This is a genomic window from Brevundimonas vesicularis (genome assembly GCF_027105095.1).
GTDB lineage: Bacteria > Pseudomonadota > Alphaproteobacteria > Caulobacterales > Caulobacteraceae > Brevundimonas > Brevundimonas vesicularis_E.
This window is the reverse complement of record NZ_CP114278.1, coordinates 270,308-295,785: the sequence shown is the minus strand read 5'-3', so window position 1 is coordinate 295,785 and position 25,478 is coordinate 270,308. Positions and strand designations below refer to the sequence as shown.

The window sequence follows — 25,478 nt, the reverse complement described above, 5'->3', positions numbered from 1 at the left end:
CGAAGGTGAAGCGCCTATATGGGCGCTCACATCGTTAGACCGGCGTCCAACGGCGTCGTTCCAAGCGGCGGCCCGGGCGGACCGCCGCTTTTGTTTTGGATACTCGTCGCTTGCGCGCAAGAACCGCCCAGGATCGCCAGTTGCTGGACCTGATCGACCCCATCGCGGAGTCTTTGGGCCTGGATGTCGTGCGCGTGCGCCTGATGACCGGCTCAAAGCGCCAGCGCCTTCAGATCATGGCCGAGCGGCCGTCCGACCACGACATCTCGGTCGAACAATGCGCCAAGCTGAGCCGCGCGGTGTCGGAAGTGTTCGACGCCGCCGATCCCATCCCCGGCGAATATATGCTGGAGGTGTCGTCGCCCGGCATCGACCGGCCCCTGACCCGTCCCATCGACTTCGACCTGTTCGAGGGCGAGGAGGCGCGTCTGGAAACCGACCGGATGATCGAGGGCCGCAAGCGGTTCAAGGGCGTGCTGGCCGGCTATGAAGACGGCAACGTCCTGATCGATCTGGACGGCGAGGACGACACCGCCCTGATCCCCTTCGACTGGTTGGCCGACGCCAAGCTGGTCCTGACCGACGCCCTGATGAAACGGGGCGCCGCCATTCGCGCCGCACGCGGCGAACCCGAAGACGACGGCCTTCCCGAAGGGGAAGCGTCCGACCTGACAACCGACACCACGACCCCTTCTGAGGACAACGCCTGATGGCCGTCACCGGTATTTCCGCCAACCGCCTCGAACTGCTGCAGATCGCCGACGCCGTCGCTCGCGAGAAGAACATCGAGCGCGAGATCGTCATCGAGGCGATCGAAGAAGCGATCCAGAAGGGCGCCAAGTCGCGCTACGGCGCGCACCACGACATCCGCGCCAAGATCGACCACAAGACCGGCGAACTGTCGCTGACCCGTCACGTCACCATCGTCGAGGACGACTGGATGCCGGAAGACGAGCTGGAAGAGTTCAACGACAGCGCCATGGTGCGCTTGAAGGACGCCTCCAAGCGCGATCCGGAGGCGGTGGTCGGCAAGGAATACGTCGAGAATCTGCCGCCGTTCGAGTTCGGTCGTGTTCAGACGCAGATGGCCCGCCAGGTCGTGACCGGTAAGGTCCGCGAGGCCGAGCGCGCCAACCAGTACGAAGAGTTCAAGGATCGCGTCGGCGAGATTGTCAACGGCACGGTCAAGCGCGTCGAATACGGCAACACCATCGTCGACCTGGGCCGTGGCGAAGGCGTCATGCGCCGCGACCAGTCCATCCCGCGCGAAGTGTTCAACATCGGCGACCGGATCCGCACCTACATCTACGACGTCCGACCCGAGGCCAAGGGGCCGCAGGTCATGCTGTCGCGCGCCCACCCCGGCTTCATGGCCAAGCTGTTCGCCCAGGAAGTGCCGGAAGTGTATGACGGCGTGATCGAGATCCGCGCCGCCGCCCGTGACTCGGGTTCGCGCGCCAAGATGGCCGTCCTGTCGAACGACAGCTCCATCGACCCCGTCGGCGCCTGCGTCGGCATGCGCGGCTCGCGCGTTCAGGCGGTCGTCGCCGAACTGCAGGGCGAGAAGATCGACATCATCCAGTGGAACCCGGACGAGCCGACCTTCATCGTCAACGCTCTGGCGCCCGCCGAAGTCTCCAAGGTGGTGCTGGACGAAGAAGCCGGTCGCGTCGAAGTGGTTGTGCCGGACGAGCAGCTGTCGCTGGCCATCGGCCGTCGCGGCCAGAACGTCCGCCTGGCCTCGCAACTGACCGGCTGGCAGATCGACATCATCACCGAAAGCCAGGACTCCGAGCGTCGTCAGCGCGAGTTCGCCGAGCGCACCGGCCTGTTCCAGGAAGCCCTGGACGTCGACGAAGTCATCGCCCAGCTGCTGGTCACCGAAGGCTTCGCCACGGTCGAGGACCTGGCTTATGTCGACGCTTACGAAGTCTCGGAAATCGAAGGCTTCGACGAAGAGACCGCTGAAGAGCTTCAGGCCCGCGCCCGCGAATATCTGGACAAGAAGGCCGCCGAACTGGACGCCAAGCGCGTCGAGCTGGGCGTCGAGGACGCGATTCTGGACGTGCCGGGCGTGACCTTGGCCATGGCCGTCGCTCTGGGTGAGGGCGGTGTGAAGACGGTCGAGGATCTGGCCGACCTGGCCACCGACGAGATCCGCGGCGGCTATGAGGTCAAGAACGGCGAGCGGGTGAAGGTCCCTGGCGTGCTGGAAAGCTTCAACCTGGCTCAGGAAGAGGCCGAGCTGCTGATCCTTCAGGCGCGGGTCGCCGCCGGCTGGATCGACGCTTCGGAACTGCCGCAGCCCGAGCCGGAAGAGTACGAGCAAGAGGGCGATTACGCCGAGGGCGAATACGATCCAGACCAGGTGTTCGGCGACGCGCCTGCCGAAGATGACGCGGCCGAGGGCGACGAGTCCGACGCCGAACCGTCGAACGCGTGATGGGAGACCTGGCCACATATGAGCTTGCGCGACGCAACGATCGATAGGGAACGCCGGGACCTCGTCTCTCACGAGGTCATGGACGAATCTCGCCTGATCCGTTTCGTCGCCGGGCCCGATGGCCAGGTGGTCCCCGACCTGGGCAGGAAACTGCCCGGACGCGGCCTGTGGGTCGAAGCCAGCCGCGCCTCGGTCGAGGCGGCGGTCAAGAAGAACGGCTTCACCCGCGCGGCCAAGACCAGATTGACCGCCCCGGCCGACCTGGCCGATGTCGTCGAACGGCTGCTGGCAAGGCGCTGTCTCGACCAGCTGGGTCTTGCCCGGCGCGAAGGCGTTCTTATATCCGGCTTCGAAAAAACCGCAGCGAGCCTGCGTGCAGGTAAGGCCGCCTGGGTGCTGGAAGCCGCCGATGGCTCGGCCGACGGGCGCGGAAAGATCCTCGCCCTGGCCCGTCATCAGACCGCCAAGATCTGCGGCGCGTTCACGGCGGACGATTTGAGTTTGGCCCTTGGGCTGGAAAATGCGATACACGCCGTCCTGCTTGCGGGCGGACGCGCCGATCGGTGGACCATCGAGGTCGAACGACTGGCTGGATTTCGGCCGCTTCGCCCCCCTCACTGGGACGTTCCCAGTGTCGAGGACGGATCGGCGGGAGCACCCCTTACAGGGGCGAGCTGAGGATTTTAGCGGCCGAGGGCCTGTCTCCAAGGGCGGAGACGGGCTCACGGTCGTTCATGGGTATTAGATGAGGACGGCGGGCCTTTCCGCCCCGAGTAAAGCGACCGGATGAGCGACGAAAACGACAAGACCAACCAAGGCCAGGGCAACACGGGCGGCACGCCGTCCCAGACGGGGCCGCGCGCTCCGCTGAGCCTGAAGCCGCGCGTTGTGGGATCGGTGCCGACCGGCACCGTGAAGCAGAGCTTCAGCCATGGCCGATCCAAGACGGTGGTGGTCGAGACCAAGCGCCGCGCCGGCGCCGGCGGGCCGCAACGCCCGCAGGGCTTCGATGTCGCACGTCCTCAACAGGCCGCTCAGGCGCCGCGTCCGCAAGGTCCGCGTCCGTCGCAACCCGCCGGCGGCGCCCTGTCGGCCGAGGAGCAGGAAGCGCGCCGCCGCGCCATCGCCCTGGCCACCCAGGCGAACGCCGCCAAGGCCGCAGCCGAAGCCGCCGCCAAGGCCGCTGCAGACGCCGCCGCCCGCGAGCAGGCCGCCGCCACCGAGCGCGCCGCCCAGGCGGCCCGTGACGAAGCCGCCGCCGCCAAGGCCGCCGCAGAAGCCGCACGCGCCGAAGCCGCCAAGCTGACGGCCGCTGCGCCCGCCGCCCCGGCCAAGCCCGCACCCAAGCCTGCCGCGCCGGTCGCGGCTGCGCCGACCCCCGCGCCCGCCGCGCCGGCTCCGACACCCGCTCCCGCCCGTCCGGCCGCTCCGGCCCGTCCGGTGGTCAACTTCGGCCAGCGCGTGCCCAAGCCCGGCAATCCCCAGCGCGCTGCGCCCGAGCGTCCGGCCTTCGGCGGCCGTTCGGCCCGCGAGCAGGCGATGGGCGGTGGTGATCGCGCCTATTCGGACCGCCCGCAGAGCGATCGCCCGCAAGGCGACCGTCCGCAGGGCGCCCGTTCCGGCCCTGGCGGTCAGCGTCCGCAAGGCGCCAAGCCGGCCGAGCCCGTCCGCTATTCGGCCCTGAACCCGCGTCCGGCGCCGGGCGCCGCGCGTCCGGGCGGTCCCCGCACCGGTCCAGGCGGTCGCGCCGCCCCGAACGCCCCGCCGGCCGAGGCCAATGTTCTGCGTCCCGCCCGCGCGCCCGGCGCCGGCTTCGGTCGTCCGGCCGGTCGCGACGATGATCGCGAGAAGCGTTTTTCCGAAGCCGGCAAGGCGGTCAGCCGCACGCGGGGCGAGCCCAAGCGCCGCGAAGGCCGCATGACCATCCAGTCCGTGGTCGGCGACGGCGACGCCGCCGAGCGGATGCGCTCGCTGGCCTCGGTCCGCCGTGCGCGCGAACGCGAGAAGGAAAAGCGCAAGGGCGGCTCGACCGATGCGCCCAACCGTCCGCGTGAAGTCGTCATTCCCGACGTCATCACCGTGCAGGAGCTGTCCAACCGGATGGCCGTGCGCGGCGTCGACATCATCAAGTTCCTGATGAAGCAGGGCCTGATGATGAAGATCAACGACGTGATCGATTCCGACACCGCCGAACTGGTGGCCGAAGAGTTCGGCATGGCCGTCAAGCGCGTCTCGGAATCCGACATCGAAACCGGCTTCCTGGGCGAGGCCGACGATGCGGACGCCTCTGACACCCGCGCGCCGGTCGTGGCTATCATGGGTCACGTCGACCACGGCAAGACCTCACTGCTCGACGCCCTGCGCACGACCGACGTCGCAGGCGGCGAAGCCGGCGGCATCACCCAGCACATCGGCGCCTATCAGGTTCGCCTGCCGGACGACCAGAAGGTCACCTTCCTGGACACCCCGGGCCACGCCGCCTTCTCGGCCATGCGGGCGCGCGGCGCCAATGTGACCGACATCGTGGTCCTGGTCGTCGCCGCCGACGACGGCGTCATGCCGCAAACCATCGAAGCCATCCAACACGCCAAGGCGGCCAACGCGCCCCTGATCGTGGCGGTCAACAAGATGGATAAGCCCGGCGCCACGTCTCAGAAGGTCGTCAACGAGCTGCTGCAGTACGAGGTCATCGCCGAAAGCCTGGGCGGCGACACCCAGATCATCGAGGTCTCGGCCAAGGAGCGGATGAACCTCGACGGCCTGCTGGAAGCCATCCTGATCCAGGCCGAGGTCATGGACCTGCGCGCCAACGCCGATCGTTCGGCCGAGGGCGTGGTCATCGAGGCCAAGCTGGACAAGGGTCGCGGTCCGGTCGGCACCGTCCTGGTCAAGCGCGGCACGCTGAAGCGCGGCGACATCGTCGTCGCCGGCGGTTCGTGGGGCAAGGTTCGCGCCCTGCTGAACGAGCGCAACGAGCAGCTGACCGAAGCCGGCCCGTCCGTCCCGGTCGAGATTCTCGGCCTGGACGAGGCGCCGTCGCCCGGCGATGTTTTCGCCGTGGTGGATTCCGAGGCCCGCGCTCGCGAGCTGACCGAATACCGTCAGCGGGTGAAGCGCGAGAAGGCCCAGGTCTCTGGCGGCTCGGTTTCGCTGGTCGACATGATGGCCAAGCTGGGCTCCAAGAAGATTAGCGAACTGCCGGTGGTCATCAAGGCCGACGTGCAGGGCTCGGGCGAAGCCATCTCCGCCTCGCTGGAGAAGATGGGCAACGACGAGGTCCGTGCCCGGATCGTCTATTCCGGCGCCGGGGGCATTACCGAGAGCGACGTCAACCTGGCCAAGTCGGCCGGCGCGCCGATCCTCGGCTTCAACGTCCGCGCCTCGAAACAGGCGCGCGATCTGGCCGAGCGCGAAGGGGTCGAGATCCGCTACTACTCGATCATCTACGACCTGCTGGACGACATGAAGGGCGTGCTTTCGGGCATGCTGGCGCCGCTGCAACGCGAAACCTTCCTGGGCAACGCCCAGGTGCTTCAGGTCTTCGACATCTCCAAGATCGGCAAGATCGCCGGCTGCCGCGTCACCGAGGGCGTCGTGCGCAAGGGCGCGCGCGTCCGCATCATCCGCGACGACGTGGTGGTGCTGGAACTGGGCGTGCTCAACACGCTCAAGCGCTTCAAGGACGAGGTCAACGAGGTGCCTTCGGGCCAGGAGTGCGGCATGCAGTTCCAGGGCTTCCAGGACATCAAGGAAGGCGACTACATCGAGTGCTTCACGGTCGAAGAGATCAAGCGCACGCTGGACTAGTTCCTGTCGCGAGCACGAAAGACCAAGGCCCGGAACTCAGGTTCCGGGCCTTTTCTTTTGCAGACCGGACACCACGCGTTTGGCGGTGTGCGTTCGCGCTTCGCCAACGCCCATGCCTGTTCATTCGCGAACGGCGACCGTGCATCGCCGCATGTGCGGTGGCGAAGGGCAAGGGAGGCCGGCACCGTCTGGTCATCGAGGGCCGGTCGTCGGTCCTCTCACTGACACAGGATAAGCCGTCATGAAGACCGTCGCCGCCATCACTCCCGTTCTCGCTCTCGCCGCCGCCCTCACCGTTGCCGCGCCCGCCTTCGCCGCCGACCTGACCGTCGCCTTCCCGAGCGCCGCCCCCCAGGGCCGGATCATGGTCGCCGTGTTCAACAGCGAGGCCAACTATGGCGGTGAAGGTCAGCCGGCTCAGGTCGCCATGCTGGATGTCGCCGCCGGCCAGACCAGCATCACCTTCGACGGCCTGCCCGACGGCGACTATGCGGTGCGCGCCTTTCACGACCTGAACGGCGACGGCAAGATGAACACCAATCCGTTCGGCATGCCGGTGGAGCCCTTCGCCTTCTCCAACAACGCCGTCGGCAATATGGGACCGGCGTCTTGGGAGCGCGCCAAGTTCGCGGCCGCCGGCGCGACCACCCAGTCGATCGACCTGAAGTAAGCGACGAAAGCCGGAGCTCGATCATGACCCCCTCCCGCCGTTCCTTCCTGATGGGCGCCGCCGCCCTTTCAGCCGCCGTGGCCACGCCCGAGATGGTGCGCGCCGCCGCCGCCCTGGACGCCGTCGCCGCGACGAAGGCCGACTGGGCCCTGGCGACCCAGGACGTCGAGGGCGACATCGCACGCCGGACGATGCGCCTGATCCACGGCCGGGCGCCGGCGGGGTTGCAGGGCGCGCTGTATCGCAACGGACCGGCCAAGTTCCGGCGGCCAGGCGGATCGGCGACCCATTGGTTCGACGGTGACGGCATGATGCGCGCCTTCCGCATTCAGGACGGCCAGGCGACGCTGGAGGCGCGGTTCGCCGACACGCCCAAGCGCCGCACCGAAACGGAGCTGGACGCCGTGGTCACGCCGGGCTTCGGCACCAAGGGCGACGAACGCGCCCGCATCGGCTCGAACGACGACGCCAATGCCGCCAACACCGCCGTCATGGTCGCGGGCGATCAGGTCTGGGCGCTGTGGGAGGGGGGATCGCCGCTGGCCCTGTCGGCGTCGGACCTGTCGACCCGCAACTTCGTCACCCTGCGCGATGATTTGAAAGGCATGCCGTTCCAGGCCCACCCGCGCTACGCCCCCGACGGCTCGATCTGGAATGTGGGGTCGGCGGGCGGTCAGGCCGTCATCTGGCATCTGCGCGCTGACCGTAGCTTGAGCGACGCCCAGGTCGTGCCTTTGCCGCGCGCCAGCTATATGCACGACTTCACCGCCACCGACCGGCACGTGATCCTGGTGCTCCAGCCCTGGGTGTTCGCGACCCACGCCATGCCGGTGACCGCAGGCCTGGCCTGGCGACCGGAGATGGGGACCCAGGTCCTGGTGCTCGACAAGGACGACCTGTCCAAGCGCCGCCTCTATGAACTGCCAGGCTTCTTCCACTTCCACCTCGGCGACGCCTGGGCCGAGCGCGACGGCACCATCCGCTTCGATGTCGCCGCCAGCGGCGATCCGCGCTTCGCGATCGATGGCGCGCGGGTTCTGGTGGATGGACATGGGGTCGTTCCGGGCGATCCGGCGAAACTGGCTCTGATCACCCTGCGGCCGGACGGACGCGCCGACATGACCTATAGCGATGTCGTCGGCGAATTTCCGAAAGGCGATCCGCGTCGTGCGGGACTGAAGCGCAGCCTGACCGCCCATACATCGGGCGAGACTGGCGGCCGGCCCTTGCCGACGGGACTGGCGGTTCACGACTGGGACCGCGGTCGCTCGCACGCCTTCGAGTTCGGCGTGCACCAGGTGGTCGAGGAAGCGGTCTTCGTGCCCAAGCCCGGCGCGACGGCGGAACGCGACGCCTGGCTGGTCGCGCCATCCGTCAATCTGAAGGACGGACGCACCGAACTGCATGTCTTTGATCTGGCGCGGATCGAGGATGGTCCGGTTGCGACCTGGCAGGCGGACGTGGCCCTGCCGGCCGGCTTCCACGGCGCGTGGGCAGGGTAGGGCCGCCCGGGCACAACCTTTGCGGGCCTTCACGGTTCGAAAAGGCTGCCGTGCCAAGGTGAGACCATGACCCCCGTCCAGACGCCCGCCGATCTTCGCCCCATCACCGCCCTGCGCTTCGGCGCGGCCATGTGGGTCGCCGTCTACAGCTTCTGGGAAAACCTGGCGGGCGCCGGTCAGTCTGGCCTCGTCGCCAAGGGCTACCTGGGGGTCGAGCTGTTCTTCGTCCTGTCCGGCTTCATCCTCAGCCACGTCTATCTGGCGGCGGCGGGCGAGAAGCGGTTCTCGTATCGCGGCTTCCTTTGGGCGCGGATCGCGCGCGTCTATCCGCTGCATATCGCCACCCTGATCGGCGTGGGGCTGCTGGCGGCCGCCGCCCTGTTCGCCGGCATGAGGGTGGACGCCAATGTGCTGAGCTGGCCGTCGCTGCCCGCCAACCTCTTCATGGTGCACGCCTGGGGTCTGGCGCCGGTCGCGGGCTGGAACCATCCGTCCTGGTCCATTTCTGCGGAGTGGTTCGCCTACCTCTGCTTCCCGCTGTTCGCCTTCGTTTTCTGGCGCCTGCGTCATCGGCCGATCGCGGCGGTGGTCGGGGCTGCGGCCTTCCTCGTCATCCTCTATTTCGCGTTCGAGCAACTGGCCGGCTTCGCCTTGACCGAGGCGACGATCCGTTGGGGCGCGCTCAGGATAGTGCCGTGCTTCGCCTTGGGGTGCGCCCTCTATCTTGTTTATCGCCGCGCGCCGTTGAAGGCGCCGTGGGTGTGCGCCGCCGTCTCATTCGGGCTGATGGTCCTCAGCGCCGCGCTCGGACTGTGGGACGGCGTCACGGTTCTGCTGGCCGGCGCCCTGATCCTGTCACTGGCCTCGCTGCCCAACGCGCGCGCCGGATGGCTGGCCTCTAAGCCGGCCGTCTACCTCGGCGAGATCAGCTATTCGGTCTATATGGTCTGCGTGCCGTGGAAGCTTTTGGCGGTCGGTCTGGCCGCCAAACTGTTCGACGCGCCGGACAAACAGCTTCAAATTTTCGTGTGGTTGGCGATTTTAGCCCTGCTGCCTGTCGTCGCCGCCGTCTCCTATCATCTCGTCGAACGCCCAGCGCGCAAGGCTCTCAGGGACATGGCCGACAAGCGCGCCAAGCGTCACGACAAGGTTTTAGAAGGAAATTTGAAGCACGGCGATATTCCGAAACAACTTGCGACAGGGCGTGATCCCGTGGCCTAAAGGGCGCTTCCAAAGGCGGGTCGGGATACCCCAAGCATGCTGAAACGGCTCAAAGCCGCCGCGGTTGCGGCGACCCTCGGTTTTTTTGCGCTGGGCGCCGTTCCCTCTACCGCAAAGGCAGATGAGCCCTATTGGCAGTGCGTGACCTTCGCGCGCATGTTTTCCGGCATCAACATCTTCGGCGACGCCTGGACCTGGTGGCGTCAGGCCGCCGCCAACTTCCGCACCGGCAAGGCCCCGGAAACCGGCTCGGTTCTGGTCTTCCGCCCCGAGGGTCGCATGAGCCGGGGCCACGTCGCCGTCGTCTCCGACATCCTGACCGACCGCGTCGTGCGCGTGACCCACGCCAACTGGGGCGGCAGCCGCGGCAAGGTCGAAGAGAACGTCACCGTCGTCGACGTGTCGCCCTCCAACGACTGGTCGCAGGTCAAGGTCTGGTACAATCCGATCAACGATCTGGGCACGACGGTCTATCCGACCTACGGCTTTATCTACAAAGGCGCCCGCGACGCCTTCGACGCCGGCCGTCAGATCGCCGCCAACGTCTCGGCCCAAGGCCAGCATTAAGGGCCGGCGCCAAGCTTGCACCGCCCGCCATCGCGGGCGATAGGCGGGCATGACCCAATCCAGCGACATCACCTACGCCGGCTATCTGGCGTTGGACGACCTGCTTTCGACGCAGCATCCGCTGTCGGACCAGCACGACGAAATGCTGTTCGTCGTCATCCATCAGACCAAGGAACTGTGGCTCAAGCAGATCCTGCATGAGACGGCCTTGGCTCAGTCGATGGTGCGCGCCGGTGACCTGGTCCCGGCCTACAAGAGTCTTGCGCGCGTCAGCCGTATCCAGGCGGTGATGACCCACAGCTGGGACATTCTGTCGACGATGACGCCGTCGGACTATCTGCAGTTCCGAGGCTCGTTGGGATCGTCCTCCGGCTTCCAGAGCGACCAGTTCCGACGTTTCGAGGCCATGCTGGGCCTCAAGGACGCCAGCTTCCTGAAGTTCCACGAAGACCGCCCCGAGGCCCTGGCCGCGCTTCAGGCCGCCATCGCCGCGCCAAGCCTTTACGATGACGCCCTGGCCCAACTGGACAAGGCCGGTCTGCGGGTGCCCGCGGAGGTGCTGAACCGCGACGTGACCCAACCCTATCAGCCGTCCGACGCCGTCGAGGCAGCCTGGCTAGAGGTCTATCGCGACACGGAACGGTGGTGGGTCCTGTATCAGCTGGCCGAAAAGCTGGTCGATCTGGACGACGCCCTGCTGACCTGGCGGCACAAGCATGTCGTTACGGTCGAACGCATCATCGGTCGACGTCGCGGCACGGGCGGAACCGAAGGCGCGGCCTATCTGGCCTCGACCCTGACCAAGCGCTGCTTCCCCGAGCTGTGGTCGCTTCGCACCAAACTTTGATGTCGCAGGCGGCAACCTTCGCCGAGCCGGGCCATTTCGCCGTTTGACCGCAACAGCGGAAGGAACGGACAAGATGAGCAACCCCAACGCCCACGACATCAAGGTTCTGAACGGCCTGATCGAAACGACGCTGGACAGCGCGGACGGCTATCGCGAAGCCGCAGAACAGACGCAGGATCCCCACTACCGCACCCTGTTCGAGCGCCGTAGCAGCGAACGCCAGCGGGTCGTCGACGATCTGTCGGCCGCCGTGCGCGGTCTGGGCGGCGATCCCGAATCCGACGGGTCGATCCTGGCCAAGGCGCACCGCGCGTTCCTGGACATCAAACACGCCCTGCTGCGCAATGACGATTCCGTCGTCGGCTCGATCAACTCTGGCGAAGGCTTCATCGCTGGCAAGTATGAAAAGGCGCTGCAAGACACCGGCATTTCCGCCACCACGCGCGAGACGATCCGGCGGGCCTATGCGGCGGTGAAGACCGAGCATGAGCAGATGGAAGCCCTGAAACACAGCCTGGAAGGCCAGCGTGACGCGGCCAATCCCCTGTTCCCTCAGTAAGCTCCCTCTGACGGAATAGAAAAAGGCCCCGGCGTCACCGCCGGGGCCTTCGTCATTTGATCATTTGGCCTGAAACTAGGCTTCTTCGGTCTTGGCGGCCGAACCGGTTTCCGGAACGACGACGCCCTTGGCGGGACGGACCGTCTGGCGTTCGGCGATACGGGCCGACTTGCCGCGACGATCGCGCAGATAATAGAGCTTGGCGCGACGCACGACGCCGCGGCGCTTCACTTCGATCGACTCGATGTTCGGCGACAGGATGGGGAAGCGGCGCTCGACGCCTTCGCCGAACGAGATCTTGCGGACCGTGAAGGTTTCGCTGATGCCGCCGCCGTCACGGGCGATGCAGACGCCTTCGAAGGCCTGAACGCGTTCGCGCTCGCCTTCCTTGATCTTCACGTTGACGCGCAGGGTGTCGCCGGGCTGGAATTCCGGGATTTTGCGTTCGCCTAGGACGCGGGCTTTTTCTTCGGCGTCCAGCTGTTGAACGATGTTCATGTCATTTCTCCTCGGGCTTTGCGCCCTTTAGCTGTGAGTTGGCGAGATGCGCCTGCCAGAGGTCCGGCCGCCGCTCCCGCGTAGTCATCGCCCGCTGCGCCTCGCGCCATCCCGCGATCTTCTTGTGATCGCCCGACAGCAGCACCTCGGGTATCTCAAGCCCCTCGAACGTCCGCGGTCGCGTGTACTGCGGGTGTTCCAGAAGCCCATCCTCGAAGCTTTCGGACGACAGGCTGTCGCCTGAGCCGAGCACGCCGGGGATCAGTCTTACGCACGCCTCGATCGCGACCATCGCCGCCGCCTCGCCGCCTGCGAGAACCGCGTCTCCGACCGAGACCTCCTCGAACCCGCGTGCGTCCAGCACCCGCTGATCCACCCCCTCGAAACGGCCGCACAGCACAACGATCCCGTCGGCTTTCGCCCATTCCTTGACGCGCGCCTGGGTCAGGGGCCGACCCCTGGCGCTCATGTACAAAAGCGGCCGTTTCGGTCCCGGCAGGCTATCCACTGCCCGAGCCACCACGTCCGCCTTCAGCACAGCCCCCGGGCCGCCACCCGCAGGGGTGTCGTCCAGGAAGCCGCGCGTATCTGTGGAAAAGGCACGAATGTCAACCGTTTCCAGGCTCCACAAGCCCTTCTCGCGCCAGGCCGTGCCGATCAGAGACACCCCGAGCGGGCCCGGAAAGGCGTCGGGAAACATGGTCAGGACGGTTGCGTTGAAAGGCATGGCGCTACCAGCCCTGCGGCTTGGTGATCGTTCCGACCTTGTCCTGAAGAACGTCAGCGAACTGCGACGAGGCGAGATGATGTGGACGGATGTCACGCTTAAATCTGGCGAGGCGTTTGAGCTCGGCGCTTCCATGCGGACGCGGTGGAATCAAGCCTACGGTAATGCCGCCATCCTGTTGCGCCATCCTGATCGGGGTCAAAAGATCAGAATCATTCGAAACGACAACGGCACAGGGGCTGGCGTTCTTCAGGGCATCTCTGAGAAGATGAGAGGCTAAATTGACGTCTGATCCTTTCTCTTCGGTCTTGTGAACCCACTCCATGGCCACCGCACCCGTCGGTTTCCGCTTGACGACCAATTTTCCATTCTCGCGGATCGGCTTTCCGTCATCACCACATTGGAGAACCGGAGCGCGTACCGCCGAAGCCAAGAAGCTTCCGAAATGGACATGGACTCTTGGCAGCGTCGCCAAGGCACGAAGGTAGGTTGCCTGCCTGATCGCAACTTCAAGGTCGTTAGGGCGAGCTTCAACCCGAGCCGTGAAGTAGTGAATTTCTTGAATGTCGTTCTTGGGTAAAACTCGGTCGAACAGCGCTTCGAGATTCAGCCACTTATGCGGCGTGCCCTTCAAGCATCCGTAATAGAGGTTGAATCCGTCGATATAGACGTTCGTCCGCATGCGCCCGCCGCAAAATGCAACGGCGGACCCGAAGGCCCGCCGTGCGTCCGGTCGCCGAAGCAGCCGGAGGGGTGATGAGCAGCATAAGTGGACTTTAAGCGCGAAAGGTCAATATGGGGTTGAACTTTTTTCAGTTTCGAGTCCGATCGGTCACGCATTTCTGAGTCGCGACCCTTAGGCCGGCGCCCCGCCGCCCGCCGCGATCCAGCCGTCCACCTGATCCTCCAGCACGTCCAGCGGCACCGAGCCGGAGCCCAGCACGACCGCGTGGAAGTCCTTGATGTCGAACCGGTCGCCCAACGCCGTCCTGGCCCGGTCGCGCAGTTCCTCGATCTTCAGCTCGCCGATCTTGTAGCTGGTCGCCTGGCCGGGGTTGGTGATGTAGCGCTCGACCTCCTTTTCGATGTCTCGCTCGGACAACAGGGAGTTCTGGCGGAAATAGTCCATCGCCTGTTCGCGGCTCCAGCGCTTGGCGTGCAGGCCGGTGTCGGTCACCAGACGCACCGCGCGCCACAGCTCGGTCGAGAGCCGGCCGAAGTCGGAATAGGGGTCCTGATAGAAGCCCATCTCCTTGCCCAGCTGTTCGGCGTACAGCCCCCACCCTTCCGCATAGGCGCCGTAGCCGCCGAACCGGCGGAAGCGCGGCAGGCCCTCGATCTCCTGCGCATAGGCGATCTGGAAATGGTGGCCCGGCGCGCCCTCGTGATAGCTGATGCCCTCGATCTGGGGCTTCAGCACCTGGGTCATGTCCGACAGATTGACGTAGTAGATGCCCGGCCGCGATCCGTCCGGCGCCGGCGAGTTGTAGAAGGCGATCGAGGCCGTCGCCTCGCGGAACGGCTCCACCGCCCGCACCTCCAGCGCCGCCTTGGGCAGGGTCGAGAACCACTGCGGCGCCGCCGCCATCACCTGGGCGATGAAGCCGCGCGCGTCGGTCAGATACTGCTCCTTGCCCTCGGGCGTATTCGGGTATTGGAACCGTGGATCCGTCTTCAGGAAGGTGAAGAACGCCTGCAGCGAGCCGGTGAAGCCGACCTGGGTCTTGATGGTCTCCATCTCGGCCTGGATGCGGGCGACCTCGGCCAGACCGATCTGGTGGATCTGGTCGGCGGTCAGGTCGGTGGTGGTCGAGAGCTGGAGCCGGGCGTTGTAATAGGCCTCGCCCTGCGGCAGGCGCCACACGCCCGCATCGCTGTCCGCCTTGGGCTGCACCTCGGCCAGCGCCGTCAGCACGGTCTCGAACCCGGCCTTGTAGGGACCTGTCAGGGCGGCGCGGGCTTCCGACAGCAGCCGGTCTTTCGTCGCCTGATCGGTCTCCAGCGCCTCGACCTTCTTGGTGAAGTCGGCCCAGACCGGATTGTCCGCGCCATCGTCGAACGGCGCGCCAGTGATGACGTTTCGGGTGTTGGCGATGGAGGGGGCGAAGACGAAGCGCGGCGACACGACGCCCGCCGCCGCGCGCTGACGCAGTTCCTCGGCCACCTGATCCATCTGCGTCTCGGCGGCCTTGATCCGCGCGACATAGGCCTCGGCGTCGGCCACGCTGGAGACCCGGTGGTTGTTGATCAGAAAGACCGGCAGGCTGGTGGTCGGATTGCCGTTGGCGGAGAACTGAAAGCCCCAGTCGCGCCACTGGTTCGACAGTCGCGCCTGCTGGACGCCATATTCGAACATCAGCCACGACAGCGCTGCCTGCGGCCCCAGCTTCTGCGGATCGAACTGGGCCTTCATCTGCGCCAGCTGCGCCTCCTGAAGCGCCAGGGCCCGGTCGGCGGCCGCGTCCGACACATCGTCCAGCTTGTCGTAGTCGGTCTTGATGCCCAGAGACGTCATCTGTTGCGGGCTCAACGCGATCCGCGCCTGGAAGGCCTGTTCAAAGAAGGCGTTCAGCCGCGCGTCCTCGCTATCGGCCGCGACTGTCTGTGCGGGGGCGGAGGTATGCGCCAGCGCGGGCGCGGCGGACAGCGCCGCCATCATGGCGGCGGACGAGATCAGAAGACGACGCATGAACAACCCCTCGTGAAACAGGGGCGCACCTTCAGGGTCGTGTGCGCGCGGCGCAAGCGATCAATGCCGCCGCCGTTGCGGCGATCCGACACGTCGAAAGCAAAATTTTCGATACGGCGTCGCTTGATGCAACCCAAGCCCAGGGTCGGCGTTTCGACGAAACTTGACCATACCAACAAGGGTTCACACCATGCGCAAGATCATCACCCTGTCCATCGTCGCCGCCGCTCTGGCCGTTTCGGCCTGCAACACCATCGCCGGCGCCGGCCGCGACGTCTCGGCCGCCGGTTCGGCCGTCACGCAGGGCGCGAACGAAGCCAAGAACTAAGGCTTTTTCAAAAGCCCATGTTGGAAAGGCCCGCCGAATCCCGGCGGGCCTTTCTCGTATCCGTCGCATGACGGTGTTACGGTGCGCCATCATTCGGGAGACGGCGATGGGCTTTCTGGACAATGTGGTGAAGGGTCTCGGCGACGATGCCGCAGGCGGTCTGAGCGATCTGCTCAAGGGTCAGGGCGGCGTCGGCGGACTGGCCGAGAAGTTCGGTCAGGCGGGCCTAGGCGATGTGATCGGCTCCTGGGTCGGCACGGGGCCGAACGCCAACATCTCGCCTGAGCAGATCACGGCCGTCCTGGGCCACGGCCCCATCGCCGACATCGCCGCCAAGATGGGCGTGACCCCCGAACAGGCCGGCGAGACCCTGGCCGGCTTCTGCCCGAAGCCATCGACCGCTTGACCCCCGGCGGTCAGATCGACGGCGCCGACGACCTGCTTGGCAAACTGCCGGGTGGCCTGGGCGACATGATCGGCGGTTTCCTGAAGCGCTGAAGCCTCAGGACGGCTGGCCCTCGGTCGCCGCCACGGCAGATGCCAAAGCGAGCGAGTGCTCAGCTATAGCGTTGGAGTTTCAAGCTGTTTTCGTTGCCGCAGCAGAAGCAGCCAGCACAACAGAACAGCAGGTACGCCCACCGCAGCTGTCGCGGCGAAGAACAGGGCGTAGGCTTCCATCAGCGGCCGTCCCTGTTCCAGTCGTTCAACGGCGACGCCGGACAACCCCTTCAGGAACTTGCCGAGCAGAGCATAGAACGAACTCAGCAGAGCATATTGGGTCGCCGTGTAGCCGATGCTGGTCAGACTGGCCATGTAGGCGACAAGAGCTGCGCCAGCGAAGCCCTCGGAGAAGTTTTCCACGAACAGAACGCCGCCGAAGACCGGCGTCGACAGGCCGACCAACGCCATCACCGTATAGCCGAGGTTCGACATCGGCCCGATCAGGGCGCCCAGCAGCAAGGTCTTGCCGAAGCCGAACCGGACTGCGAAGAGGCCCCCTGCAGCAATGCCTAGCAAGGACGCAATAAGTCCGACGCTCAACCGCATGGCGCCGATGGTTTCCTTGGCCAGTCCCAAGTCGGTGTAGAAGGGCCCGATCATCGGCCCCATGACGAAGTCCGGCAGGCGGTACAGACTGATCGCCGCCAACATCAGGATCGCCGCCGCGCCATGCGTCTTCAGGAAGGTGAGGAAGGGGCCGACGATGGCGTCGAAAAGCCCTCGGGGTGAGAGCAGCGATACCTGCCCCGTGACCTGCTCCAACGTCCGACGATCCACCGGCTCCTTTGCGAACAGGGTGGCGACGACGGCGATCCCCATGGCCGCGCCATACATACCATAGGCACCATTCCAGCCGATGCCGGAGGCGACGAAAAGGATCAGCGCATTGCCCGCCAATATCGCCGCGCGATAGCCAAGCTGGAACGCGGAGGTGAGCAGCCCCTGATCCTCGTCGCTTTCGGCGCTCTCGATCCGCCAGGCGTCCGCGACGATATCCTGTGTCGCGGCGGAAAAGGCTGTCGCCAAGGCCGCTGCGCCCAACAGGGTCAGGCCGCCTTCCGGCCCGATCAGGGCCATGGCGATCAATGAAAGGCCGACCGCGATCTGGGACAGCAACAGCCAGCCCCTGCGTCGTCCCAGCCTGCCGAGCAGCGGCACATCGACCCGGTCAATTACCGGGGCCCATAGGAATTTTAGAGAATACGCCAGACCCACCCAGGAGATGAAGCCGATCGCCGCCAGCTCGGTTCCGCCCTCGCGCAGCCAGATACCTAGGGTGTTGCCGACCAGCATGAAGGGTAGGCCCGAGCCCAATCCGATCAGCAGGGTGATGAGCACGCGTCCACGCCCCAACGCTTTCAGGACATCGGTTGCTCCGACCGCCTTTTTCGGTGTGGGCTCGGCGGCGGGGGCAAGGGGGCCGTTGGGCGGCGTGAAGTTCGTCATGGGCAGGCGTCTCCGAGGGCGCCCTTCGGCGTCCTGATCTCAGCCGACCTTGGCGCGGATGTCGCGCTTCGTCCAGCGGGCGAGGGCGGCGCGCAGGGCCTCGGCGTCCAGCGGCTTGACGATATGGTCGTCCATGCCGGCCTCCAGACAGGCGCGGCGGTCCTCGGCGAAGGCGTTGGCGGTCAGGGCCAGGATCGGCGTCGTGTCGCCCGCCGCGCGGATTGCGCGGGCGGCGGCGGGGCCGTCCATGCCGGGCATCCGCATGTCCATGAAGACCACGTCATAGCGCGCGCGTTTCAACGCGGCGACGGCTTCATCGCCGGTGGCGGCCGTCTCGACGGTGCAGCCCTCGCGGCGCAACAGGGTGCGGGCCAGAAGCGCGCCGACGGGATTGTCCTCGGCCAGCAGGACGCGGATGCCTGCGAACTGCACGGGGGCGACGCGGTCGTCTTCGACCGGGGCGGCGCAGTGGGCGCTGGCCTTGTCCGGCGCCTCGGCGCCGATAGCGGCTAGGACGCGCTCGGCCAGGGACGCGCGACGCAACGGTTTGATCAGATAGCCGTGGAAGCCGACGGCGCGATAGCGGGCGATCAGATCGCGCTCGGCCGGTTTCAGCAGGACGATGCCGCGACCGCTCGAAGGCAGGGCCGCCAGCGCGCCCGCCGGAGCGTCTGCGTGATCGACGAGGGTCACCGGGGCATCATTCGCCACGACGCCGCCCGAGGCCTCGATCTGGGCGCGAGCCGCCGACAGGACGAAGGGATCGACGGCGCGCACCGCGACCGTCTGGCCGCGCAACGGCTTGTCGCGCGCCACCGCGACGGCGGCGAAGGCGGCCTCGAAGCGGAAGCGGGCGCCCCCGCCGGTTGCAGCGGCGTCGGGCCGGCTTTCGGCCTTCACCGAGCCGTCCATGGCGGCGGCCAGCTTTCGCACCACCGCCAAACCCAGGCCCGCCCCATCCTGACGCACCGCGTCGGAGCTGTCGGCGTGGCCGAATTCCTCGAAAATGCGTGTACGCGCCTCGGGCGCAACGCCGGGGCCGGTGTCGTCGACCAGGAAGGCCAGACGCGGGCGCGCCGCGCTGCCGCCGACGCGCTCGACCGCGATGCGCACCCCGCCGGTGTCGGTGAACTTCACGGCGTTGCCCGCCAGGTTGAAAAGCACCTGACGCAGCCGGCCTTCGTCCGCCAGCACGTCGGGCGCGTCGGCGGCGACCGACCAGACGATCTCCAACCCCTTGTCGTGGGCGCGCGGGCTCAGCAACTCGGCGACGCCGCGCACCAGACCTTCCAGATCGACGGGCGCCAGATCGAACTCCAGCGCCCCGGCTTCCAGCCGGGCGTAGTCCAGCAGGTCGTTGACCAGACCCAGCAGATGTTCGGCCGACTGACGCGCGTTCTCGGCATAGGCGCGCTGTGCGCCGTCCAGCCGGGTCCGCTGCAACAGGTTGATCATGCCGATGACGCCGTTCAGCGGCGTGCGCATCTCATGGCTCATCAACCGCAGGAACTGCTGGGCGGGGTCAACGGGTGCGCTCGTCCGCTCCTCGATCCGCTTCGTCGCCGTCCGTCGCGTCATGGCCGCCTCCCCAACAGGACAGAACCTAAAGACCGACGGTTAAGGATGTCTCCACCATGACGCGGGCGCGTCACGCGTGCAGGAAGGGCGTCTGCTCGTCATCGCCCTCGCGCAGGCCGAAGCCTTCATGGCGCTGCGCCACGCGGCGGTCGAAGTCGGCTTCGGCGCCAATGGTGGTGCGGCGGTAGATCAGGGCCTCGGCGATGTGGCGACGCAGAACGCCGGTGCTGCCATCGAGATCGGCGATGGTGCGCGCCAGGCGCAGGGTGCGGGTCCAGCCGCGGGCGGTCAGGCCGCCGGCCTCGCCCGCCCGCATCAGCAGCATCCGCCCCGCCTCGTCCGGCGTGGCAAACCGATCCAGCGTGCCGCCGGAGGCGCGGGCGTTCAGGCCTTGGGCGGCGTCCAGCCCCGCCTCGCGCACCCGGTCCTCCTGCATGGCGCGGGCGGTCGCGACGCGCGCCCGGGCCTCGGCCGTGCCCTCGGCGGGCGGGGGCAGGGCCATGTCGGCGGCGGTGACCGGCGGCGTCTCCACCGTCAGGTCGATACGGTCGAACATCGGACCCGAGACGCGGTTCTGATAGTCGCGCTGGCAACGCGGAGCCTTGCCGCATGCCCCGCGTCCGGCCCCGCCCATGCCGCAGCGGCACGGATTCATCGCCGCCACTAACTGGAACCGCGCGGGATAGCGAATGTGGGCGTTGGCGCGGGCGACGACGATCTCGCCGGTCTCCAGCGGCGCCCGCAGCGAGTCCAGGGCTTGGGCCGAGTATTCCGGCAGTTCGTCCAGGAACAGAACGCCATTGTGCGCCAGCGACGCCTCGCCGGGCTTGGCGCGAAGACCCCCGCCGGTCAGGGCCGCCATCGACGCGGAATGGTGCGGGCTGCGGAACGGGCGATCGCGGGTCAGGGCGCCGCGTTCGATCAGGCCGGCGACCGACCACACCATCGAGGTCTCCAGCAACTCCTGCGAGGTCAGGGGTGGCAAGAGGCCCGGCAGGCGCTGCGCCATCATCGACTTTCCCGACCCTGGCGGGCCGATGAAGAGCAGGTTGTGGCCGCCGGCCGCCGCGATCTCCAGCGCGCGCTTGGCGCTTTCCTGACCCTTGACCTCGCGCAGGTCGGGCACGGCCTTGCCGTCCGCCAGCGGTCCGGGCTCGGGCGCGCGCAGAACCTGGGTTCCCTTGAAATGGTTGACCAGGCCGATCAACGAGCGCGGGGCGAGGATGCGGGCGCCGCCCGCCCAGGCGGCCTCCGGTCCCGTCGCTTCGGGGCAGATCAGACCCAGGCCCATGGCGTCGGCGGCGACGGCGGCGGGCAGGGCGCCGCCGACCCGCGCGATCTGGCCGTCCAGCCCCAGCTCGCCGATGGCGGCCCAGCCGTCGAGCGCATCGGGGGCGATCACTCCCATGGCCGCCATCAGGGCCAGGGCGATGGGCAGGTCGAAATGGCTGCCCTCCTTGGGCAGGTCGGCCGGCGCCAAGTTGGCGATGATCCGCTTGGCGGGCAGGGCCAGACCAATGCCAGCGAAGGCCCCGCGCACCCGCTCCTTGCTTTCGGCCACCGCCTTGTCCGGCAGGCCCACGATGTTGAAGATGGTCGGCCCGTCATTGCCGATCAACTGGACCTCGACGTCCACGCGCCGGGCCTCGACCCCGTCAAAGGCGACCGTGACAACCCGCGCGACCATGTCGTTCTCCCACCTGAGAAGGAGAACGAACCATGAACTGAAATCTAATTCAAGTGGCGATCACACAACCTGTGCGGCGCGTTTGGCCTCGATGGCGTCCCACATCAGGGCCGTGGCGTCGATGCCGGTGAAGGCCTTCAACTGCTGGGCGCCGGTGGGGGAGGTGACGTTGATCTCGGTCAGATAGTCGCCGATCACATCGATGCCGACGAAGATCAGGCCGCGTTCCCTCAGCGTCGGGCCGATGGCGGCGCAGATCTCCAGGTCGCGCGGCGTCAGTTCGACCGGCATGGCCGTGCCGCCGACGTGCAGGTTCGAGCGCACTGCCCCCGCCGCCGGCACGCGGTTGATGGCGCCGACGGGCTCGCCGTCGATCAGCAGGATGCGCTTGTCGCCCTTGGACACGGCGGGGATGAACTTCTGGATCACCAGCGGATCGCGGCTGCCGGCGGCATGGATCTCGATCAGGGCGTCCAGGTTGGGATCATCGGCGCGCAGCTTGATCACGCCAGAGCCGCCATTGCCGTGCAGGGGCTTCAAAACCACTTCGCCATGCTTCTTGTGGAAAGCGTCCAGGGCGACGGGGTCGGCCGAGATCAGGGTCGGCGGTTGCAGGCCGGGAAAGGCGGTGACCATCAGCTTTTCGGGGGCCGAACGCACCTGGGCCGGGTCGTTGACCACCAGGGTCCGCGGATGGACCGTCTCCAGCAGATAGGTGGCGGTCACATAGGCCATGTCGAAGGGCGGATCCTGGCGCATCAGGATCACGTCCACGTCCTCGGCCAGATCCAGCTTTTCCCAGTCGCCGAAATCGACATGGTTGCCGACCTCGCGCCGCACCGTGATCGGGCGGGCGCGGCAGTAGAGGCGGCCCTCTTCCAGCGCCAGGGTGCGAAAGTCATAGACCCACTGTTTGTGACCGCGCGCCTGCGCCGTCTCGGCCATTAGGAAGGTGGTGTCCCCGGCGATGTCGACGGCCTCGATCGGGTCCATCTGGATGGCGACTCTGAGGGTCATTGTTCTAGGGCCTATCGCGCGTTGCGCTACTTGAGGCCCGTTGGGCGCGCCGCGCTCCGGGCCAGTGGATGTTCGGTGTCGGTGCGGCGGTCAGTCGAGCTGACGCGCTTCCTCGGCCAGCATGATCGGCACGCCTTCGCGGATCGGATAGGCCAGTTTGGCGCCCGCCGAGATCAACTCGTTGGCGTCGCGGTCGTAGGTCAGCTTGCCGCGCGTGACGGGGCAGACCAGCACCTCCAGCAGGCGGGGATCGACGGACACGGGCGTATTGAAGGCGTCACTCATTTTTCTTGGCCTATCGCGCTGGCGCTAGTTGAGAGCTCTTTAGGGGGCTACCGCGCTTTGCGCTACTTGAGCCCGTCATTGCATGGACGGCGCGGCGTCGTCACCGCCGTCGGCGGCGTCGATGCGCATCAGGGCGGTCAGGGCCTCGGCGCGGGGCATCAGGCCCATGGCCTCCAGCAGCGCCTGCTTCTCGGCGGGTTCGAACGGCAGGGCCATCGACAGGCTGTTGACCAGGGCCTCCATCGGCGCGGTCTCGGCCGTCTCCCAATCGATGTCCAGCAGCCGGTGGGCCATATAGGCGCGCAAGGCATCGAGGAAGGCGTCGCGGTCGAAGTCCGGCTCCTCGGGCGGGGAGACCAGATCGTCCTCATAGGCCTCGAACGCCGCTCGGACCTGGCGATAGGGGGTCTTGGACGGCATTTCGGCGGCGATGCGGAAGCGCGACACGCCGGTCAGGGTGATCAGATAGCGCCCGTCGGAGGTCTCGGCGAAACTGGTGATCCGACCCGCGCAGCCGACCGGCGACAGGCCGGGCAGGGCCGGGGTGCCGCCCTTGGGCTGGACCAGGCCGATGATCCGGTCGCCGGCCATGGCGTCGTCCACCATGTTCAAATAGCGCGGCTCGAAGATGTTGAGCGGCAGCTGTCCGCGCGGCAGCAGGATGGTTCCGCCCAGCGGAAAGACCGGGATCACCTGGGGCAGGTCGAGGGCGCGAACGTAACCCTGGGGCATCACTTCTCCTGGGGCCTACCGCGCTTTTCGCTGCTTGAGGCCCGCTTGTTCTGGATCACGAAAACAGAATGGACGACAGGCGGCGACGACCATCCTTGGACACGTCCGAGGTCAGGCCCGCCGCCTCGAAGATGACCAGCAGCTGTTTGCGGGCCGCCTGATCGTTCCACTCGCGGTCGGCCTGGATGATGGCCAGCAGATTGTCGACCGCGCCCTTGAAGTCGCCGGCCGCGCTCTGGGCCTCGGCCAGGTCGAAACGCGCCTGATGATCGTTCGGATCGGCGGCGACCTTGGCCTCGAGTTCGGCCGAGGCGCCGGAAGGGGTTTTAGAGGCCAGGGCCAGCTGGGCGCGCACGCTCTGGACCGCCGGTTCCTTGGAATCCTGCGGCGCCATGGCGATGGTCTGGGCCGCCTGTTCGGGGTCGCCGCCCGCCAGATAGACCCGCGCCATGCCGGCGATGGCCTTTTCGTTCTCGGGCTCGATCGACAGGACGTGGGCGAAGGCCTGGGCGGCACCGCCGAAGTCGTTCAGGCCCAGCGATTCCTCGCCCAGCTCCAGAAGCTGCGCCGTCTCGGTCGAGCCGCCCTGACCGCCGGTCAGTTTGTCGATGAAGGCCTTGATCTGGCTGTCGGGAATGGCGCCCTGGAAGCCATCGATCGGCTGGCCGTTGACGAAGGCGTAGACCGTCGGGATCGACTGCACCCGCAGCTGGCCCGCATAGGCCGGGTTGGCGTCCACATCGATCTTGACCATCTTCACCGCCCCCTTGGCGGCGCGCACGGCCTTCTCCAGCGCCGGGCCCAGGGTCCGGCACGGCCCGCACCAGGTGGCCCAGAAGTCGACGATGACCGGCTGATGTTTCGACGCCTCGATGACGTCGGTCATGAAGGAGGCGTCGGTGCCTTCCTTGATCAGGTCGCCGGCGGCGTCGGGGGTCAGGGTCGGGTCGAGCAGGGTCATGGGCGAGGTCCGCGCAGAGATCGGTCAGGTTCAACGGTTCAGATGGCGTCGGGATGCGTCGGCATCAAGCCGGGAAAAGGTCGCGCCGGGATTTCAGACGGTGGTCATGAAAAACACCGTCTAATTCGTCTAATTCGTCTGACTTCCCCCGCCGCTCGTCTGCCTCATTGTGCCCGACTTTGCGAGATGGGGCCTGTGCGGCAAGGTTCAAGCGGTCGGCGAAGACGAGGGTGTAAACGCAACGCTGCCGCGGTCCTCGCAACATTCCCGCAGTCCAACAGGATAGGTGCGCGACCGCTCTGGCATCGCCGCTAACCTGTCTTCAAGCAAGCCTGCCGTATTCAGGTTGAATGCTGGACAACCAAAACAGCCCCATCAGAAAGCCGCTGCCGCTGGCGGAGCGCGCTGCCGGTCGCAGGTTGCGCTTTGGTGAGGTGGTGTCGAACGCCCTCGGCACTGATCGGAGGGTTCTGGCGGCCGCCTTCGCGCCCGTGGATACAAAACGCAGCCTTTCGGAGGGCATCGAAGGCGGAAGCACAGCCGTTATTCCCTTAGGCATGGTTCACGGCTTCTTGGCCTTTGTCGCGCTCTTCACGGGCGACTGGTCCAGTCTGGTCGTGCATGGGGTGCTGACGGGATTTGTGATCCTGGCCTATTACGCCATCGTCTATGGACGCACGATTTGGCCGATCTGTTTTGTCCTCGCCTGGCTCGTGGTGGAAATCACCTGCGGCCGGTGGCTGTTCGACTACAGAATGGGCGGTAGCTATATGAACATCTTCGCCCTGCCGGTTGCGATCCTTGGCGTGCGGGCGGCGTGGAGAAGGGCGCGCCTGGCCAAGATGTAATTTCGCGTAATCGGTTCAAGCGCCCATCGCTTCGAAATCCACCACGATCGGCTCACGCTCCAACAGCGTCATCACGCGCCGAAAGGCCGACTGATCCAGGGCGGTGGTCGCCGTATTGGTCAGGGGGTGGAAGTTGACGATGTCGGCGTCCCAAAGGCGCTGGTCCAGCACGAAGGTGACGCGGCGGTCGATGTCGTTGATCAGGCCCAGCGCCGTGACCGAGCCGGGTCGGACGCCCAGCGTTTCCCACATCAGGGTCTCATTGCCGAACGACAGGCGGCCTGAGCCCATCGCCCCCGCCGCGCGCTTCAGGTCGATCACCGTGTCCTGACGCGCCGAGATCAGCCACAGCCGCCCTTTGTGATCCTTCAGGAACAGGTTCTTGGTGTGGGCGCCGGGCAAGTCGGCCTTGAGGTCCAGCCCTTCCTCGACGCGAAACACGGCCGGGTGGTCGTGGGTGAGGTGATCCACGCCGTTCGCCTTCAGCCAGACGGTCAGGGTCTCGCGGTCGAAAGCGGGTGCGTCAGTCATGGTTGAGCCGTCGGGTTTCGGGCGTTAGGAAATG

At 66.8% G+C, this 25,478-nt stretch carries 25 protein-coding genes; 13 read left to right on the top strand and 12 right to left on the bottom strand.

The annotated features are described in order from the left end of the window. Positions 1–110: 110 nt before the first annotated feature. The 10 genes from rimP (at position 111) to O2K97_RS01380 (ending at position 11,616) form a co-directional block, all read left to right on the top strand. Positions 111–710, top strand: coding sequence for a ribosome maturation factor RimP (rimP, locus tag O2K97_RS01425; RefSeq protein WP_039247144.1), 600 nt, complete (start codon positions 111–113; stop codon positions 708–710). Next, complete coding sequence (gene nusA / locus O2K97_RS01420; RefSeq protein WP_269220161.1) at positions 710–2,443, top strand: transcription termination factor NusA; 1,734 nt, start codon at positions 710–712, stop codon at positions 2,441–2,443. Before rimP ends, nusA begins: the two co-directional genes overlap by 1 nt. 18 nt (positions 2,444–2,461) lie before the next feature. Continuing rightward, entirely contained in the window at positions 2,462–3,121 is a 660-nt protein-coding gene (locus O2K97_RS01415) for an RNA-binding protein (RefSeq protein WP_269220160.1), read from the top strand. A 108-nt stretch (positions 3,122–3,229) separates the two neighbouring features. Beyond that, the gene (gene infB, locus O2K97_RS01410; RefSeq protein ID WP_269220159.1) at positions 3,230–6,250 is read left to right on the top strand and encodes a translation initiation factor IF-2; all 3,021 of its coding nucleotides are present in this window, start codon (positions 3,230–3,232) and stop codon (positions 6,248–6,250) included. 241 nt (positions 6,251–6,491) lie between these two features. After that, positions 6,492–6,920 carry a DUF2141 domain-containing protein gene (locus tag O2K97_RS01405; protein ID WP_269220158.1) on the top strand — a complete coding sequence of 143 codons (429 nt, stop codon included), beginning with the start codon at positions 6,492–6,494 and terminating at the stop codon, positions 6,918–6,920. A 23-nt stretch (positions 6,921–6,943) separates the two neighbouring features. Continuing rightward, positions 6,944–8,422, top strand: coding sequence for a carotenoid oxygenase family protein (locus tag O2K97_RS01400; protein ID WP_269220157.1), 1,479 nt, complete (start codon positions 6,944–6,946; stop codon positions 8,420–8,422). 66 nt (positions 8,423–8,488) lie between these two features. Continuing rightward, entirely contained in the window at positions 8,489–9,643 is a 1,155-nt protein-coding gene (locus tag O2K97_RS01395; RefSeq protein ID WP_269220156.1) for an acyltransferase family protein, read from the top strand. Positions 9,644–9,784: 141 nt separating this feature from the next. After that, positions 9,785–10,210 (top strand): CHAP domain-containing protein, encoded by a 426-nt coding sequence (locus O2K97_RS01390; protein ID WP_242077562.1) that lies wholly within the window; start codon positions 9,785–9,787, stop codon positions 10,208–10,210. Between the two features lie 49 nt (positions 10,211–10,259). Further along, the gene (locus O2K97_RS01385; protein WP_269220155.1) at positions 10,260–11,057 is read left to right on the top strand and encodes a tryptophan 2,3-dioxygenase; all 798 of its coding nucleotides are present in this window, start codon (positions 10,260–10,262) and stop codon (positions 11,055–11,057) included. Between the two features lie 73 nt (positions 11,058–11,130). Further along, positions 11,131–11,616, top strand: coding sequence for a PA2169 family four-helix-bundle protein (locus tag O2K97_RS01380; RefSeq protein WP_269220154.1), 486 nt, complete (start codon positions 11,131–11,133; stop codon positions 11,614–11,616). A 75-nt stretch (positions 11,617–11,691) separates the two neighbouring features. Here O2K97_RS01380 and rplS read toward each other — a convergent pair whose 3' ends face one another. From rplS to O2K97_RS01360, 4 genes are all read right to left on the bottom strand, one after another. Beyond that, positions 11,692–12,114: a 50S ribosomal protein L19 gene (rplS, locus tag O2K97_RS01375; RefSeq protein ID WP_017505017.1), complete on the bottom strand. Its 423-nt coding sequence runs from the start codon at positions 12,112–12,114 to the stop codon at positions 11,692–11,694. 1 nt (position 12,115) lies between these two features. Then, positions 12,116–12,841: a tRNA (guanosine(37)-N1)-methyltransferase TrmD gene (trmD, locus tag O2K97_RS01370; protein ID WP_269220153.1), complete on the bottom strand. Its 726-nt coding sequence runs from the start codon at positions 12,839–12,841 to the stop codon at positions 12,116–12,118. A gap of 4 nt (positions 12,842–12,845) precedes the next feature. Continuing rightward, positions 12,846–13,523 (bottom strand): NYN domain-containing protein, encoded by a 678-nt coding sequence (locus tag O2K97_RS01365; RefSeq protein WP_269220152.1) that lies wholly within the window; start codon positions 13,521–13,523, stop codon positions 12,846–12,848. A gap of 174 nt (positions 13,524–13,697) precedes the next feature. Next, entirely contained in the window at positions 13,698–15,530 is a 1,833-nt protein-coding gene (locus O2K97_RS01360; RefSeq protein ID WP_269220151.1) for a DUF885 domain-containing protein, read from the bottom strand. A gap of 190 nt (positions 15,531–15,720) precedes the next feature. Between O2K97_RS01360 and O2K97_RS01355 the strand changes: the two genes are divergently transcribed. Then, positions 15,721–15,858, top strand: a complete 138-nt coding sequence (locus O2K97_RS01355) for an entericidin A/B family lipoprotein (protein ID WP_017505021.1) — start codon at positions 15,721–15,723, stop codon at positions 15,856–15,858. 67 nt (positions 15,859–15,925) lie between these two features. Continuing rightward, positions 15,926–16,264: a YidB family protein gene (locus O2K97_RS01350; RefSeq protein WP_269220150.1), complete on the top strand. Its 339-nt coding sequence runs from the start codon at positions 15,926–15,928 to the stop codon at positions 16,262–16,264. 155 nt (positions 16,265–16,419) lie between these two features. Here the strand turns inward: O2K97_RS01350 and O2K97_RS01345 are convergent, their stop codons facing one another. The 7 genes from O2K97_RS01345 to O2K97_RS01315 all read right to left on the bottom strand — a co-directional run bounded on the left by O2K97_RS01345 (position 16,420) and on the right by O2K97_RS01315 (position 24,065). After that, the gene (locus tag O2K97_RS01345) at positions 16,420–17,805 is read right to left on the bottom strand and encodes an AmpG family muropeptide MFS transporter (protein WP_269220149.1); all 1,386 of its coding nucleotides are present in this window, start codon (positions 17,803–17,805) and stop codon (positions 16,420–16,422) included. Between the two features lie 39 nt (positions 17,806–17,844). Continuing rightward, positions 17,845–19,383 (bottom strand): response regulator, encoded by a 1,539-nt coding sequence (locus tag O2K97_RS01340; RefSeq protein ID WP_269220148.1) that lies wholly within the window; start codon positions 19,381–19,383, stop codon positions 17,845–17,847. Between the two features lie 70 nt (positions 19,384–19,453). Beyond that, the gene (locus O2K97_RS01335; protein WP_269220147.1) at positions 19,454–21,070 is read right to left on the bottom strand and encodes a YifB family Mg chelatase-like AAA ATPase; all 1,617 of its coding nucleotides are present in this window, start codon (positions 21,068–21,070) and stop codon (positions 19,454–19,456) included. Between the two features lie 60 nt (positions 21,071–21,130). After that, positions 21,131–22,087: a glutathione synthase gene (gene gshB / locus O2K97_RS01330; RefSeq protein WP_269220146.1), complete on the bottom strand. Its 957-nt coding sequence runs from the start codon at positions 22,085–22,087 to the stop codon at positions 21,131–21,133. Positions 22,088–22,177: 90 nt separating this feature from the next. After that, positions 22,178–22,372, bottom strand: coding sequence for a Trm112 family protein (locus tag O2K97_RS01325; RefSeq protein ID WP_055754657.1), 195 nt, complete (start codon positions 22,370–22,372; stop codon positions 22,178–22,180). A 75-nt stretch (positions 22,373–22,447) separates the two neighbouring features. Continuing rightward, positions 22,448–23,104 carry an LON peptidase substrate-binding domain-containing protein gene (locus O2K97_RS01320; protein WP_026108391.1) on the bottom strand — a complete coding sequence of 219 codons (657 nt, stop codon included), beginning with the start codon at positions 23,102–23,104 and terminating at the stop codon, positions 22,448–22,450. 55 nt (positions 23,105–23,159) lie between these two features. Further along, positions 23,160–24,065 carry a thioredoxin family protein gene (locus O2K97_RS01315; protein WP_269220145.1) on the bottom strand — a complete coding sequence of 302 codons (906 nt, stop codon included), beginning with the start codon at positions 24,063–24,065 and terminating at the stop codon, positions 23,160–23,162. 350 nt (positions 24,066–24,415) lie between these two features. On the opposite strand from O2K97_RS01315, the gene O2K97_RS01310 reads away from it, so the two are divergent. Next, on the top strand, positions 24,416–24,913 hold the full coding sequence (locus O2K97_RS01310; RefSeq protein WP_269220144.1) for a hypothetical protein: 498 nt from the start codon (positions 24,416–24,418) through the stop codon (positions 24,911–24,913). A gap of 15 nt (positions 24,914–24,928) precedes the next feature. Here O2K97_RS01310 and O2K97_RS01305 read toward each other — a convergent pair whose 3' ends face one another. Beyond that, positions 24,929–25,444 (bottom strand): prolyl-tRNA synthetase associated domain-containing protein, encoded by a 516-nt coding sequence (locus tag O2K97_RS01305; RefSeq protein WP_269220143.1) that lies wholly within the window; start codon positions 25,442–25,444, stop codon positions 24,929–24,931. Between the last annotated feature and the right edge of the window lie 34 nt (positions 25,445–25,478).